Origin of the sequence: Vibrio navarrensis (genome assembly GCF_015767675.1) — a bacterium.
GTDB lineage: Bacteria > Pseudomonadota > Gammaproteobacteria > Enterobacterales > Vibrionaceae > Vibrio.
The window spans coordinates 1-13,735 of sequence record NZ_CP065217.1; the positions used below are offsets into that span (position 1 = coordinate 1).

The following is a 13,735-nucleotide window of genomic DNA, read 5'->3' on the forward strand; positions in this document are numbered from 1 at the left end:
GTGTCATCTTCGCTTTGGTTGCAATGTATGCAGCGGCTTCAAGAAGAGCTACCAGCTACAGAATTCAGCATGTGGGTCCGTCCGTTACAAGCGGAGCTCAATGGCAACACGCTCACCTTGTTTGCTCCTAACCGCTTCGTACTTGACTGGGTGCGTGATAAATACCTCAACAGCATCAATCGACTGCTGCAGGAATATTGCGGTCATGACATTCCCAATCTGCGTTTTGAGATCGGTAGCCGGCCCGTGGCTGCGCCAAAGCCTGCGCCCACCCGTACACCAGCCGATGTGGCGGCGGAGTCGTCGGCACCCGCACAACTGCACGCCCGCAAACCCGTGCATAAAACGTGGGACGATGATGCCCAAGCGATTGCGGACATCAACCACCGCTCCAACGTTAACCCGAAACACAAGTTCAATAACTTTGTTGAAGGTAAATCAAACCAATTGGGTTTGGCTGCGGCGCGTCAGGTGGCGGATAACCCAGGCGGTGCCTACAACCCCCTCTTTTTATACGGTGGAACGGGTTTAGGTAAAACCCACTTGTTGCACGCGGTCGGCAATGCCATTGTGGATAACAAGCCCAACGCGAAAGTGGTGTACATGCACTCAGAGCGTTTTGTGCAAGACATGGTTAAAGCGCTGCAAAACAACGCGATTGAAGAATTCAAACGTTACTACCGCAGCGTCGATGCACTGCTTATCGATGACATCCAATTCTTTGCCAACAAAGAGCGTTCACAAGAAGAGTTCTTCCACACCTTTAACGCACTTTTAGAAGGCAACCAACAGATCATCCTCACCTCAGACCGCTATCCGAAAGAGATCAGTGGCGTCGAGGATCGTCTGAAATCACGCTTTGGTTGGGGCTTGACCGTGGCGATAGAGCCGCCGGAGTTGGAAACCCGTGTGGCGATCTTGATGAAGAAAGCCGAAGATCACCAAATCCATCTTGCTGATGAAGTGGCTTTCTTTATCGCCAAACGTCTGCGCTCCAACGTGCGTGAACTTGAAGGTGCACTCAATCGCGTGATTGCCAATGCGAATTTTACTGGCCGCCCAATTACCATTGATTTTGTGCGTGAAGCGCTGCGCGATTTGTTGGCGCTGCAAGAGAAGCTCGTCACCATCGACAACATTCAAAAGACCGTCGCGGAATACTACAAAATCAAAGTGGCGGATCTGCTCTCGAAACGCCGTTCCCGCTCCGTTGCGCGCCCGCGTCAACTGGCGATGGCGCTGGCGAAAGAGCTCACCAACCACAGCCTGCCGGAAATCGGCGATGCGTTTGGCGGCCGTGACCACACCACGGTTTTGCATGCCTGCCGTAAAATTGAGCAGCTACGTGAAGAGAGCCACGACATTAAAGAAGATTACTCGAACTTGATTCGCACCTTGTCGTCCTAATCGGTTAAAATGGCAGAATTCTAAGCAAATCCCAATTTGAGCTGACAGCGTAAAGAGCCAAGCATGAAATTTACCATTGAACGTAGTCATTTTATTAAACCGCTGCAACAGGTCTCCGGTGCTCTGGGTGGCCGTCCTACTTTGCCTATTTTGGGTAACTTGTTAATCAAGGTCGACAACGGTCAGTTGTCGATGACCGCGACGGATTTGGAAGTCGAACTGATTAGCCGCGTCACCTTGGAAGGGGAGTTTGAAGCGGGCAGCATTACGGTGCCCTCGCGTAAATTTCTCGATATTTGCCGCGGTTTGCCCGATGACGCGCGAATTACCTTTGTCCTTGAAGGCGATCGCGTGCAATTGCGCTCAGGCCGCAGCCGCTTCTCGCTGGCAACGTTGCCGGCCAACGATTTCCCGAATATTGAAGATTGGCAAAGTGACGTTGAAGTGTCGCTGACGCAAGGTGAACTGCGCGCACTGATTGAGAAGACGCAGTTCTCTATGGCGAACCAAGATGTGCGCTACTACCTCAACGGCATGCTGTTTGAAATAGATGGCACCACCCTGCGCAGCGTGGCGACCGACGGGCACCGAATGGCGGTCTCGCAAGTTGCACTCGGCGCAGATTTCGCGCAAAAACAGATCATTGTGCCGCGCAAAGGGGTGCAAGAGTTGGTTAAATTGCTCGATGCGCCAGAACAGCCTGTGATGCTGCAAATCGGCAGCTCCAACCTGCGCGCTGAAGTCAATAACTTTGTCTTCACCTCTAAACTGGTGGATGGCCGTTTCCCGGATTATCGTCGCGTTATGCCGCAGCACACCACAAAAACGCTTGAAGCAAGCTGTGACGAGCTGCGTCAATCGTTCGCGCGTGCGGCGATTTTGTCGAATGAAAAATTCCGTGGCGTACGGGTGAATTTAGCGGGCAGTGACATGCGCATTACCGCCAATAACCCGGAGCAGGAAGAAGCAGAAGAGATGCTGGATGTCTCTTTTGAAGGCGAAGCGATTGAAATTGGCTTTAACGTCAGTTACGTGCTGGATGTGCTCAATACACTGCGCTGTGACAAAGTGCGTATTTCGATGTCGGATGCCAACGCCAGTGCGCTGATTGAAAATGTCGACGACGACAGCGCTATGTACGTCGTGATGCCGATCCGCCTGTAAGCTGATTGAATGCCGCTTTCTCGTCTGATTATTCAGCAATTTCGTAATATCAAAGCCTGTGACATCGCCTTGTCACCAGGCTTTAACTTTCTTATCGGCCCCAATGGCAGCGGTAAAACCAGTGTGCTAGAAGCGGTCTACTTATTGGGACATGGCCGCTCGTTTCGCAGCGCGCTGACTGGTCGAGTGATTCAAAACGAGTGTGACCAACTGTTTGTTCATGGTCGTTTTTTGAACTCGGATCAATTTGAGCTACCCGTTGGCATTAATAAGCAGCGCGATGGTACAACTGAGGTTAAAATAGGCGGTCAGTCTGGGCAAAAGCTCGCTCAGTTGGCGCAGGTTCTGCCATTGCAACTGATTCATCCTGAAGGGTTTGATCTGTTGACCGATGGGCCGAAACATCGCCGCGCTTTTATCGATTGGGGCGTGTTTCATAGCGAAGCGGCCTTTTTTGATGCTTGGGGTCGCTTTAAGCGTCTCAACAAGCAGCGTAATGCCCTGCTCAAAACGGCCAGAAGCTACCGCGAACTCAGTTATTGGGATCAAGAAATGGCACGTTTGGCGGAGCAGATAAGCCAGTGGCGTGAGCATTATGTCGAGCAGATGCAAAGCAAAGCCGAGCAACTGTGTCGCGATTTTTTGCCAGAGTTTGATATTCAGCTGAAGTACTATCGCGGCTGGGACAAAGAGACGCCTTATCAGCAGATCCTCGAGAAAAACTTCGAACGGGATCAGGCGCTTGGCTATACCTTCAGTGGGCCGAATAAAGCGGATTTACGCATCAAAGTGAATGGCACGCCGGTGGAAGATGTGCTGTCACGTGGTCAACTGAAACTCATGGTGTGCGCACTGCGTTTAGCGCAGGGGCAGCACCTAACGGAAATGACCGGTAAGCAATGCATCTATCTGATAGATGATTTTGCGTCAGAATTAGACAGTCAACGTCGCAAGCGTTTGGCAGATTGCCTGAAAGCGACGGGGGCTCAAGTTTTTGTAAGCTCAATTACCGAAAACCAGATCGCGGACATGCGAGATGAGGCAGGGAAACTGTTCCATGTGGATCAGGGTGTGATTGAGCAAGGATAAATAATGAGAGAGTAACTCATGTCGAATAATTACGATTCATCAAGTATTAAGGTACTGAAGGGTCTGGATGCGGTTCGTAAGCGTCCGGGTATGTACATCGGTGACACCGATGATGGCACCGGTCTGCACCACATGGTTTTCGAGGTGGTGGACAACTCAATTGATGAAGCATTGGCAGGTCACTGTAAAGACATCGTAGTCACGATTCATGAGGATAATTCGGTTTCTGTCAGCGATGACGGTCGTGGTATTCCGACCGAACTGCACCCTGAAGAGAAAGTGTCTGCGGCAGAAGTCATCATGACTGTACTGCACGCCGGCGGTAAATTTGACGACAACTCCTATAAAGTCTCCGGTGGTCTGCACGGTGTGGGCGTGTCGGTAGTCAACGCGCTGTCTGAAAAGGTGCTGCTGACCATTTACCGTGGCGGCCATATTCATACACAAACTTACCATCATGGTGTGCCGCAAGCGCCGCTGGCGGTGGTTGGTGAGAGCGAAAAAACCGGTACCACGGTGCGTTTCTGGCCAAGCGCTGAAACCTTCACCAACATCGAATTCCACTACGAAATTCTCGCCAAGCGCCTGCGTGAACTCTCTTTCCTTAACTCGGGCGTGTCGATCAAACTGCTGGACGAGCGCGAAGAAGATAAGAAAGACCACTTCATGTACGAAGGCGGTATTCAAGCGTTTGTCACTCACCTCAACCGCAACAAAACACCCATCCATGAAAAAGTGTTCCATTTCAACATGGAACGTGAAGACGGTATTTCGGTGGAAGTGGCGATGCAATGGAACGATGGTTTCCAAGAAAACATCTACTGTTTTACCAACAATATTCCGCAGCGCGATGGCGGTACCCACTTGGCGGGTTTCCGTGGTGCGTTGACTCGTACCCTGAATAGCTACATGGACAAAGAAGGCTTCTCGAAGAAAGCGCAAGCGGCAACGTCGGGTGATGATGCGCGTGAAGGTTTAACCGCCGTGGTATCGGTGAAAGTACCCGATCCAAAATTCTCCAGCCAAACCAAAGACAAACTGGTTTCTTCTGAAGTGAAATCAGCGGTTGAATCAGCCATGAATGAGAAACTGGCTGACTTCTTAGCGGAAAACCCAAGCGAAGCAAAACAAGTCTGTTCGAAAATCATCGATGCAGCGCGTGCCCGTGAAGCGGCGCGTAAAGCGCGCGAGATGACTCGCCGTAAAGGCGCGTTAGATTTAGCTGGTCTGCCGGGCAAACTGGCGGATTGTCAGGAAAAAGATCCAGCGTTGTCTGAACTCTACATAGTGGAGGGTGACTCTGCGGGCGGTTCCGCCAAGCAGGGCCGTAACCGTAAGAACCAAGCCATCCTGCCGCTAAAAGGTAAGATCCTCAACGTAGAGAAAGCACGTTTCGACAAGATGCTCTCTTCGCAGGAAGTAGCGACCCTCATCACTGCTCTAGGCTGTGGTATCGGCCGCGACGAGTACAACCCAGATAAACTGCGTTACCACAACATCATCATCATGACCGATGCGGACGTCGATGGTTCGCACATCCGTACGCTGCTGTTGACCTTCTTCTATCGTCAAATGCCTGAGCTGATTGAGCGTGGTTATGTCTACATTGCTCAGCCACCACTGTACAAAGTGAAGAAAGGCAAGCAAGAGCAGTACATCAAAGATGAAGAGGCGATGAACCAGTATCAAATCGCTTTGGCACTGGATAACGCCGAACTGCATGTCAATACCGACGCGCCTGCGCTGGCGGGTGAGCCGCTAGAGAAGCTGGTGCAGCAGTACAATGCGGCCATCAAGCTGGTGGATCGTATGAGCCGCCGTTACCCACGTGCACTGATTCATGAATTGATTTATGTGCCACGCCTGAGTGAAGCGCAATTTAGCGATCAAGCGGCTATCTCTGCTTGGACAGCGCAGTTGGTTGAGCAGCTCAATGCGAAAGAAGTGGGCGCAAGCCAATACAGCTTTGAAGTCGAGCACGATGCAGAGCAAGATCGTTACCAGCCGAAGATTGTGGTGCGCACTCACGGTGTGATGCACAACTACCCACTAAGCGTGGATCTGATCAACTCGAAAGAGTACCAGAAGCTGGCGGAAATGGCCGAAGCTCTCGATGGTCTGATTGAAGAGGGCGCTTACGTGAAACGCGGTGAGCGTACGCAACCAGTCAGCAGCTTTGCAGCGGCGTTGGATTGGTTAATCAAAGAGTCGCGTCGTGGTCTGAGCCTGCAACGTTATAAAGGTTTGGGTGAGATGAACCCTGATCAGCTATGGGAAACCACCATGGACCCAGAAACGCGCCGTATGATGCAAGTGACCATCGAAGATGCGGTGGGTGCTGACGAGTTGTTTACCACACTGATGGGTGACCAAGTTGAGCCGCGTCGTGCGTTTATCGAAAACAACGCACTGAAAGTGGCCAACCTTGACGTCTAGTCAAGCCTCTTTTCTAGCTCAAATAAAGCGCGGGTCACATGCCCGCGCTTTTTTATGCCTGTTATTTTCTTCGTTAAAAAATTTTCTTTTTACTCTTGAAAGCGATTTTGCTCGTCCTTATATCTGTCAGTGAAGGCGCCGTAAGGGCCTTTTCCCACGACCCACATCGCTCTGTTGAGGATGAACTGGGTCAAGACTGACAACCTGTTCCACCCATGTCCCGATTGAGAGGAATGGTGTTTTGGAACTCTTCGCCCGACCATTACTGGGCAAGACTATTGCTTAAATGAAGAGGATAGAATTATGCGTAATGTAGATTTCACACCACTGTACCGCAACGCGATTGGTTTTGATCGTCTGTTGAACCTGATGGAAGCCAACGCGGCGAAAAACAGCTCAAGCGGTTACCCTCCATACAATATTGAGCAGAAAGATGAGCACAACTACCGCATCACTATGGCGGTGGCGGGCTTTGCCGAAGAGCAGCTTGATCTGACGCAAAATGAAAATCTGCTGATTGTTAAAGGCGAGCGCAAAGAGGAAGAAGGCAAAAACTACGTTTATCAAGGCATCGCAGAGCGCGACTTTGAGCGTAAGTTCCAGTTGGCCGATTACGTGAAAGTGGTGGGTGCTTCGATGGAAAATGGCCTATTGCACATCGATTTAGTGCGTGAAATTCCCGAGGCGATGCAGCCGCGTAAGATTGCTATCGGTAACGGCCAGTTGCTGGAAAACAGATAAATCTTACCCGATTGAGATGAGAAAAGAGCGCCTGTGTTGGCGCTCTTCGTTTATCGGCGAGCTCGCTACTTCTCGCTTAACCCTTGTTGGTAGGCTTTAGCCACCTCTTCGGCGATGATCGCGATGCCTTGCTGCATCTTCTCATCGTCCTGCACATAGTTCATGCGCAAACACTGATGGGCGTGCTCCCAACTCTCTTCTTGGCCGATAAAGAAATATTCTCCCGGCACAATCAATACGCCGCGTGCTTTAAGGCGTTGGTAAAGAGCCATGGTGGTGATTGGCAGTTCATCAAACCACAGCCATAAGAAAATCGCCCCTTCCGGTTTGTGGATACGAAAACGCGGATCTTGAATCGCCTCTTGCAGTAGTGCGACCGCACGCTGCGACTTATGCTGGTAAAAAGGCTTAATCACTTGTGAGCTCAGAGCCAGCAGATCGTCTTGACGGATCATATGATGGCCGAGCGCGGGGCCCATGCTGCCAGGTGCTAAGCTAATAATGCCGTTCATATTGGTCAGCGCTTGCGTTACCTCTTCGCTGGCGATGACGATGCCACAACGTACACCCGGTAGCCCAAGTTTGGAGAGGCTCATGCACAAGATGGTGTTCTCATTCCAAAATGGCTGCACATCTTCGAAGATGATGTTCGGGAACGGTAGGCCATAGGCATTGTCGATGATCAGCGGGATATTATTTTCTCGCGCGAGCTTATCCAGTTTGGCGATCTCTTCATCGGTCAACACATTGCCAGTTGGGTTAGTTGGACGCGAGGCACAAATAGCGGCAACCGAGTCATCGACTTTGAGCTTTTCGAAATCGACGTGATATTTAAATAAGCCATTGTCGAGCAGTTCAATTTCAGGGCGGTAAGAGACAAAGATATCTTCATCGATCCCCGCGTCGGCATAGCCAATGTATTCTGGGGCGAGTGGCAACAGGATTTTCTTGTTCGACCCATCGCTCTGCTTGCCAGCAAACAGATTAAACAAGTAGAAGAAACCGCTTTGGCTACCGTTGGTCAGGCTGATGTTTTTCTCGCTGATGTTCCAGCCGTAAGTCTCTTTGAGCAGTTTCGCTAAGGCTTTTACAAACACATCTTTGCCTTGCGGGCCGTCGTAATTAGCAAGGGCCGCGACCAGTTCGCCACTGGCCAGCATGTCCGCACTGGCTTGATGAAAGTAATCGAGCATGGCTGGAATGGCCGCAGGGTTGCCGCCACCGAGCATGATGGCGCCGGGAGTGCGTAGGCCATCATTCAAATCGTCCATTAACTGGGTAATACCGGAATACTGATTAAACTTTTCACCAAACTTTGAAAACTGCATGTGTTTTTATACCTAATTCATTGTGATTGCTTTGTGTACCTAAAAGGCCAGTACGTTGCTGGCTGGTCGAGTAAACATTGAACATACCTGAATGTGATTGCGAGGCAAAGCACAATATCTGGCACAGCAGAAAAACAAAGCCCAACTCCGAGGAGTTGGGCTTGAGTTGGCCGATTTTATTCGACAAATCTGGCGATACGTCGAGTTATTTCTGCAGTAGAGAAATATCGGCGATCTGCAAGAACAGGTTACGTAGGTTGTTAAGCAGCGTTAAGCGGTTTTTCTTCAACGCTTCGTCATCTGCCATGACCATCACGTTATCGAAGAACGCGTCGACAGGCTCACGCAGCGCAGCAAGTTGGCTCAATGCTTGTTGGTAGTTACCCGTTGCAAATGCAGGCTCTAACGCTTCTGTGAGTACTTCAACGTTTTCAGCCAGCGCTTTCTCTGCATCTTCCTGAAGAAGAGACAGCTCAATCTCAGTTGGCAGTTCGCCTTCGAATTTCGCCAGAATGTTACCCACGCGTTTGTTCGCTGCTGCCAGTGATTCTGCTGCATCCAACTCACGGAAGTGAGAAACCGCTTTAACACGTTGGTCAAAGTCTGCAGGTTTAGTTGGGCGACGAGCCAGTACCGCTTGGATGATGTCTACGCTGAAACCTTCATCTTGGTACCATGCACGGAAACGACCGAGCATAAACTCAATCACATCTTGCTCAACGTTTTCGTTAGTTAAACGGCTAGTACCATCTTCTTGGGCAAACAGTGATTTCGCTTTCGCGACTAGATCGACCAAGTCTAGGTTGTAACCGTACTCAACGATGATACGCAGAACACCCAGTGATGCGCGGCGCAGTGCAAATGGGTCAGAGCCTTTTGGCGCTTGGCCAATACCGAAGATACCGACGATAGTGTCCAGCTTATCCGCCATCGCAACCGCGGCAGAAACTCCGTTGGTTGGTAGGCTGTCGCCAGCGAAACGAGGCATGTATTGCTCGTTAAGTGCCACTGCCACTTCTTCTGATTCACCGTCGTGGCGCGCGTAGTGCATGCCCATCACACCTTGAGTATCGGTAAACTCGAATACCATTGATGTCATTAGGTCACATTTAGCTAGCAGACCAGCACGTTTTGATTTCTCAACATCCGCACCGATTTGCTCAGCAATGTAGCCAGCAAGCTCAGTGATACGGTCTGTTTTGTCTTTGATGGTGCCCAGTTTTTGCTGGAAGATGGCCGTTTCTAGCTGAGGTAGGCGATCAATCAGTTTGCTCTTGCGGTCAGTGTTGAAGAAGAACTCGGCATCAGCAAGACGTGGACGAACCACTTTCTCGTTACCTTCAATAACATGACGAGGCTCTTTAGACTCGATGTTAGAGACGAAGATAAAGTTAGGCAGCAGTTTTTTCTCTGCGTCATAGACAGGGAAGTACTTCTGGTCGCCTTTCATGGTGTAAACCAACGCTTCTGAAGGTACTTTGAGGAACTTTTCTTCAAACTTAGCTGTTAGCACAACCGGCCATTCAACCAGTGAAGTTACTTCTTCAACTAGGTCATCTTCTAGGTCAGCAACACCGCCAACTTGTTGTGCTGCTTTTTGTGCATCAGCGATGATAGTAGCTTTACGAGCATCGTAATCCGCGATGACTTTACCGCGCTCTTCCAGAATCGCTGGGTATTGAGAGGCAGAATCGATAGTAAATTCTGCCTCTCCCATGAAACGGTGACCACGGATAGTACGAGCAGAACTCACACCAAGGATTTCACCTTCGATAAGTTCATCACCGAACAGAATGGTTAGCGTTTTAACTGGGCGGATAAATTGAGTTTCTTTATCACCCCAACGCATTGGTTTGGCGATAGGCAGGTTAGCCAGTGCTTTTGCGGCAAGTTCAACAACCACAGTTTTTGCTTCTTGGCCTTTCACTTCTTGCTTGTAAAGCAGCCATTCACCTTGGTCTGTCTTTAGGCGATCGGCTTGTTCAACCGTGATGCCGTTACCACGAGCCCAGCCTTGTGCCGCTTTGGTGGGTTGACCATCTGCATCAAAAGCAACCGCAATCGCAGGACCACGTTTTTCAACCACTTTATCCGCTTGGCCTTCAGCAAGGTTAGCGACTTTAAGCGCTAAACGACGTGGCGTTGCAAACCACTTGATGCCTTCATGGGCAAGGTCTTCGGCTTTTAATTCTGCTGCAAAGTTTGCCGCAAAGGCTTCCGCTAGCGTGCGAAGTTGCTTTGGTGGTAACTCTTCAGTACCGAGTTCAATTAGAAATTCTTTTGCCATCTTATTTGTCCTCACCCTTTTTACACATAGGGAAGCCTAATGCTTCACGAGATGCGTAGTACGCTTCTGCAACCGATTTAGTGAGGTTACGAATACGTAGGATGTAACGCTGACGCTCTGTGACTGAGATGGCTTTGCGCGCATCCAGTAGGTTGAACGCGTGGCCAGCTTTCAAAATACGCTCGTAAGCGGGCAGTGGAAGCGGCTTTTCAAGCTCAAGCAGGTGTTTACACTCTTTTTCGCACTGGTCGAAGAAGGTGAATAGGAAATCCACATCGGCGTGTTCGAAGTTGTAAGTGGATTGCTCAACTTCATTTTGGTGGAAGATGTCGCCATAGGTTACTTTGCCTAGTGGACCATCTGTCCATACCAAGTCATACACAGAATCCATGCCCTGAATGTACATCGCCAGACGCTCAATACCGTAAGTGATCTCGCCGGTGACAGGTTTGCACTCTAAGCCACCGACTTGTTGGAAGTAGGTAAACTGAGTCACTTCCATGCCGTTTAACCACACTTCCCAGCCAAGACCCCAAGCACCGAGTGTTGGGTTTTCCCAGTTGTCTTCGACGAAACGGATGTCGTGAACTTGCGGGTCAACGCCAAGCACTTCCAGAGAACCTAAGTACAGTTCTTGAATGTTGTCTGGGGACGGTTTAATGATCACCTGGAACTGGTAGTAGTGCTGAAGGCGGTTAGGGTTTTCACCGTAGCGGCCGTCAGTCGGACGACGAGATGGCTGAACGTAAGCCGTAGCAATTGGCTCGGGACCAAGTGCACGTAAACATGTCATTGGGTGAGAAGTACCTGCACCTACTTCCATGTCTAATGGTTGAACAATGGTACAGCCTTGTTGGGCCCAATAATCCTGCAGCGCGAGGATCATACCCTGAAAGGTTTTGATATCGTATTTTTGCATAGTCAGGTTCGCGCGAAATTTCTGTCTAGAGTGATAAAAAATAACGATCAAGTATACCCAGATATTCTGCATGGGAGTAGAGCTAATCTTGATTAATTCGTGGTCAAATTTCCCCTTTAGTGGAAATTTATTGGCTTATTCGTCCAAATTTTCTTAAAAGGGAGTTTTTGTGTAATTTCTCACTTGAGATGGTGGGGGAAGCTGGCTAGAATTGCGCTCGTCTTTGGGGAGTAGCTTACTGGATGAGGTCCATTTCCATCCGGTTCGTTCGTCAACATAATTGGTGCCAAATCACCATGGCGTTCGAGACTCGAAGCCCTTCGAGTTTAGCAAGACCTTAGACAAATCATCACGAACCGGGGCGGGGCGTGAGGTTTGTCTATGGTTAACATAATAATCCCTGCCCCATTGAGCATGTCGTGAGCGTTTTAGCTATTTCTATTACTACTGTCGCCTTAGCCGAAATTGGCGATAAAACCCAGTTATTATCCCTGCTGCTAGCCAGCCGCTATCGAAAACCGATCCCCATCATTGCTGCGATCTTCTTTGCCACCATTGCTAACCATGCTTTGGCTGCGTGGCTGGGTGTCGTTGTGGCCGATTACCTGTCACCAGAAGTATTGAAATGGGTGCTGGTGGTGAGCTTTCTCGCGATGGCGGCTTGGGTGCTGATCCCCGACAAGCTCGACGACGATGAAGAGATTTCCAATCGAGGTCCATTTGTGGCCAGTTTTATCGCTTTTTTTATCGCGGAAGTGGGGGATAAAACGCAAATCGCCACCTCGATTCTCGGTGCCCAATACGCCGATGCGCTCACTTGGGTGATCCTCGGCACCACCATCGGCATGCTGTTGGCGAATGTGCCTGTGGTGCTGATTGGTAAGCTCTCGGCAGACAAACTGCCCCTTGCCTTAATTCGCAAAGTAACTGCACTACTGTTTGTTGCTTTGGCACTGGGTGCCGCTTTTTGGTAAATCTTGCGTCTAACTTCGGATAATCTCGCAGAAACAGCGGCCGTTCTTAAATGAGTGTTTATTCGTTAAGGAGCGTGACCGCTGCCATATTCGTGTCATGCAGCGCATGCTACTTTAAGGTTGTGAATTGAAACGGGAGGGCACCAATATGCTGACACGTTATATGGGTATGACAGCAAAAAGTCAGAGTTATCTGTTCACCTTTGGTTTGGCTCTGTGTCTGTTGGCCATGGCACTGACGGAGATGTGGCTGCCGATTGTCGCAGGGACTTTTATCCTAACGGGATTGACCGTTGAATCTTGGATTCGCGTCGCGCACATCATCCCGATGCATGACGAGATGCGTGCCATGCGTAAAGAACTCAATAAGTTACAAGCGCAAGTGCGCGCGCTGGAAAATGAGCAATAAAGCCATAGTAATCAAAGCTGCCGAAGCAGCTTTGATTTCACCTACGAGTCGAGACGACTGCGAAGCGGTGGAGCTGAGTTTGGCCAGAATTGGAACAGCAGAATGGCACTCAAAATACCCGCTAAACTGAGCAAAGTGCGGCTATCGATCGTACCACCTTGTGCGATGGCAGCCAGTATCACGCCAACGGTTGGCACCAGATAGTTACTCAGCGAAGCAAACGCTGGGCCTTTGCTCATGATGAGCTGCATAAACAGAATGTAGACCACACCACCGCAAAAAATACCGAGATAAAGGCTAGACAGTGCAGATGACATACTGATGTGGCTTAACGTCAGCTCACTACTTAAAAGTGCAATCGGCAGCAGTTGCATCGCAGAGAGCACGATCACATCACGCGCGACCACGATTGGGTGTAAGTTATCCAGCTTTTTGACCAAAATTAAACTTAAGGCAAAACTGAGGGTCGCGATAAAAATCGCCGCGGCGCCATAGAAGCTTTGCCCATCTGGCGTGTGCAGTTGCGGATAGAAGAGGTAGAGTAAGCTGGCAAAACCCAATAGGCCACACAGCAGCGATTTGGCTTCCAGACGAGCGTGACGTAAAAACAGTGGCGCGAGCAAAATAGTCAGCAATGGGTTCATGCCGGTGATCACTGCCGCATGGCTGGAGGGGGTGGACTGCTGTCCCCACGCCACCAAAAGAAATGGCAGGGTCGCCTCCAGTGTGGCGATAACAAACAGCATCGGCCAGTGGCCAGAGGTGCGTTTCAATTTCAACCAGTAGCATGCGGCGATTAAGATCAGCGCACCAAAACTGGAACGCAGCGCAGCAATCCAGATCGCTGGCATCGATTCCAGTGCTAAGCGATTAAACTCGTACTGCGACCCCCACAAAATGCCGCACATGATCAGCATTATTAAATATTTCATGATGACTCCTTCATTTCATCAAGGCGCAGATGCGCCTTGATGGCGATGC

Annotated in this window: 11 protein-coding genes; 7 read left to right on the forward strand and 4 right to left on the reverse strand. The window is 50.1% G+C overall.

The genetic code is table 11. The features are described 5' to 3' along the window. The 5 genes from dnaA to I3X05_RS00025 all read left to right on the forward strand — a co-directional run bounded on the left by dnaA (window position 1) and on the right by I3X05_RS00025 (window position 6,837). Window positions 1-1,407 (forward strand): chromosomal replication initiator protein DnaA, encoded by a 1,407-nt coding sequence (dnaA, locus tag I3X05_RS00005; protein ID WP_039422330.1) that lies wholly within the window; start codon window positions 1-3, stop codon window positions 1,405-1,407. 63 nt (window positions 1,408-1,470) lie between these two features. Next, window positions 1,471-2,571, forward strand: a complete 1,101-nt coding sequence (gene dnaN, locus I3X05_RS00010) for a DNA polymerase III subunit beta (protein ID WP_039440820.1) — start codon at window positions 1,471-1,473, stop codon at window positions 2,569-2,571. A gap of 9 nt (window positions 2,572-2,580) precedes the next feature. Continuing rightward, window positions 2,581-3,660 (forward strand): DNA replication/repair protein RecF, encoded by a 1,080-nt coding sequence (gene recF / locus I3X05_RS00015; RefSeq protein WP_039422325.1) that lies wholly within the window; start codon window positions 2,581-2,583, stop codon window positions 3,658-3,660. A gap of 18 nt (window positions 3,661-3,678) precedes the next feature. After that, window positions 3,679-6,096 carry a DNA topoisomerase (ATP-hydrolyzing) subunit B gene (gyrB, locus tag I3X05_RS00020; protein WP_045569067.1) on the forward strand — a complete coding sequence of 806 codons (2,418 nt, stop codon included), beginning with the start codon at window positions 3,679-3,681 and terminating at the stop codon, window positions 6,094-6,096. A gap of 303 nt (window positions 6,097-6,399) precedes the next feature. After that, window positions 6,400-6,837, forward strand: coding sequence for an Hsp20 family protein (locus tag I3X05_RS00025; RefSeq protein ID WP_045569068.1), 438 nt, complete (start codon window positions 6,400-6,402; stop codon window positions 6,835-6,837). Between the two features lie 65 nt (window positions 6,838-6,902). Here I3X05_RS00025 and I3X05_RS00030 read toward each other — a convergent pair whose 3' ends face one another. The 3 genes from I3X05_RS00030 to glyQ form a co-directional block, all read right to left on the reverse strand. Next, entirely contained in the window at window positions 6,903-8,165 is a 1,263-nt protein-coding gene (locus I3X05_RS00030; RefSeq protein WP_193157885.1) for a valine--pyruvate transaminase, read from the reverse strand. 205 nt (window positions 8,166-8,370) lie between these two features. Beyond that, window positions 8,371-10,452 (reverse strand): glycine--tRNA ligase subunit beta, encoded by a 2,082-nt coding sequence (gene glyS / locus I3X05_RS00035; RefSeq protein ID WP_337970875.1) that lies wholly within the window; start codon window positions 10,450-10,452, stop codon window positions 8,371-8,373. Between the two features lies 1 nt (window position 10,453). After that, complete coding sequence (gene glyQ / locus I3X05_RS00040; RefSeq protein ID WP_337970876.1) at window positions 10,454-11,371, reverse strand: glycine--tRNA ligase subunit alpha; 918 nt, start codon at window positions 11,369-11,371, stop codon at window positions 10,454-10,456. Between the two features lie 419 nt (window positions 11,372-11,790). On the opposite strand from glyQ, the gene I3X05_RS00045 reads away from it, so the two are divergent. Together I3X05_RS00045 and I3X05_RS00050 are read left to right on the forward strand one after the other, a co-directional pair. Beyond that, window positions 11,791-12,345, forward strand: a complete 555-nt coding sequence (locus tag I3X05_RS00045) for a TMEM165/GDT1 family protein (RefSeq protein WP_045569071.1) — start codon at window positions 11,791-11,793, stop codon at window positions 12,343-12,345. Window positions 12,346-12,493: 148 nt separating this feature from the next. Continuing rightward, on the forward strand, window positions 12,494-12,754 hold the full coding sequence (locus tag I3X05_RS00050) for a hypothetical protein (protein ID WP_039422308.1): 261 nt from the start codon (window positions 12,494-12,496) through the stop codon (window positions 12,752-12,754). 41 nt (window positions 12,755-12,795) lie between these two features. Here the strand turns inward: I3X05_RS00050 and I3X05_RS00055 are convergent, their stop codons facing one another. Continuing rightward, a complete protein-coding gene (locus I3X05_RS00055) occupies window positions 12,796-13,686 on the reverse strand; it encodes a DMT family transporter (protein WP_045569072.1) in 891 nt (296 codons plus the stop codon). Window positions 13,687-13,735: the final 49 nt, after the last annotated feature.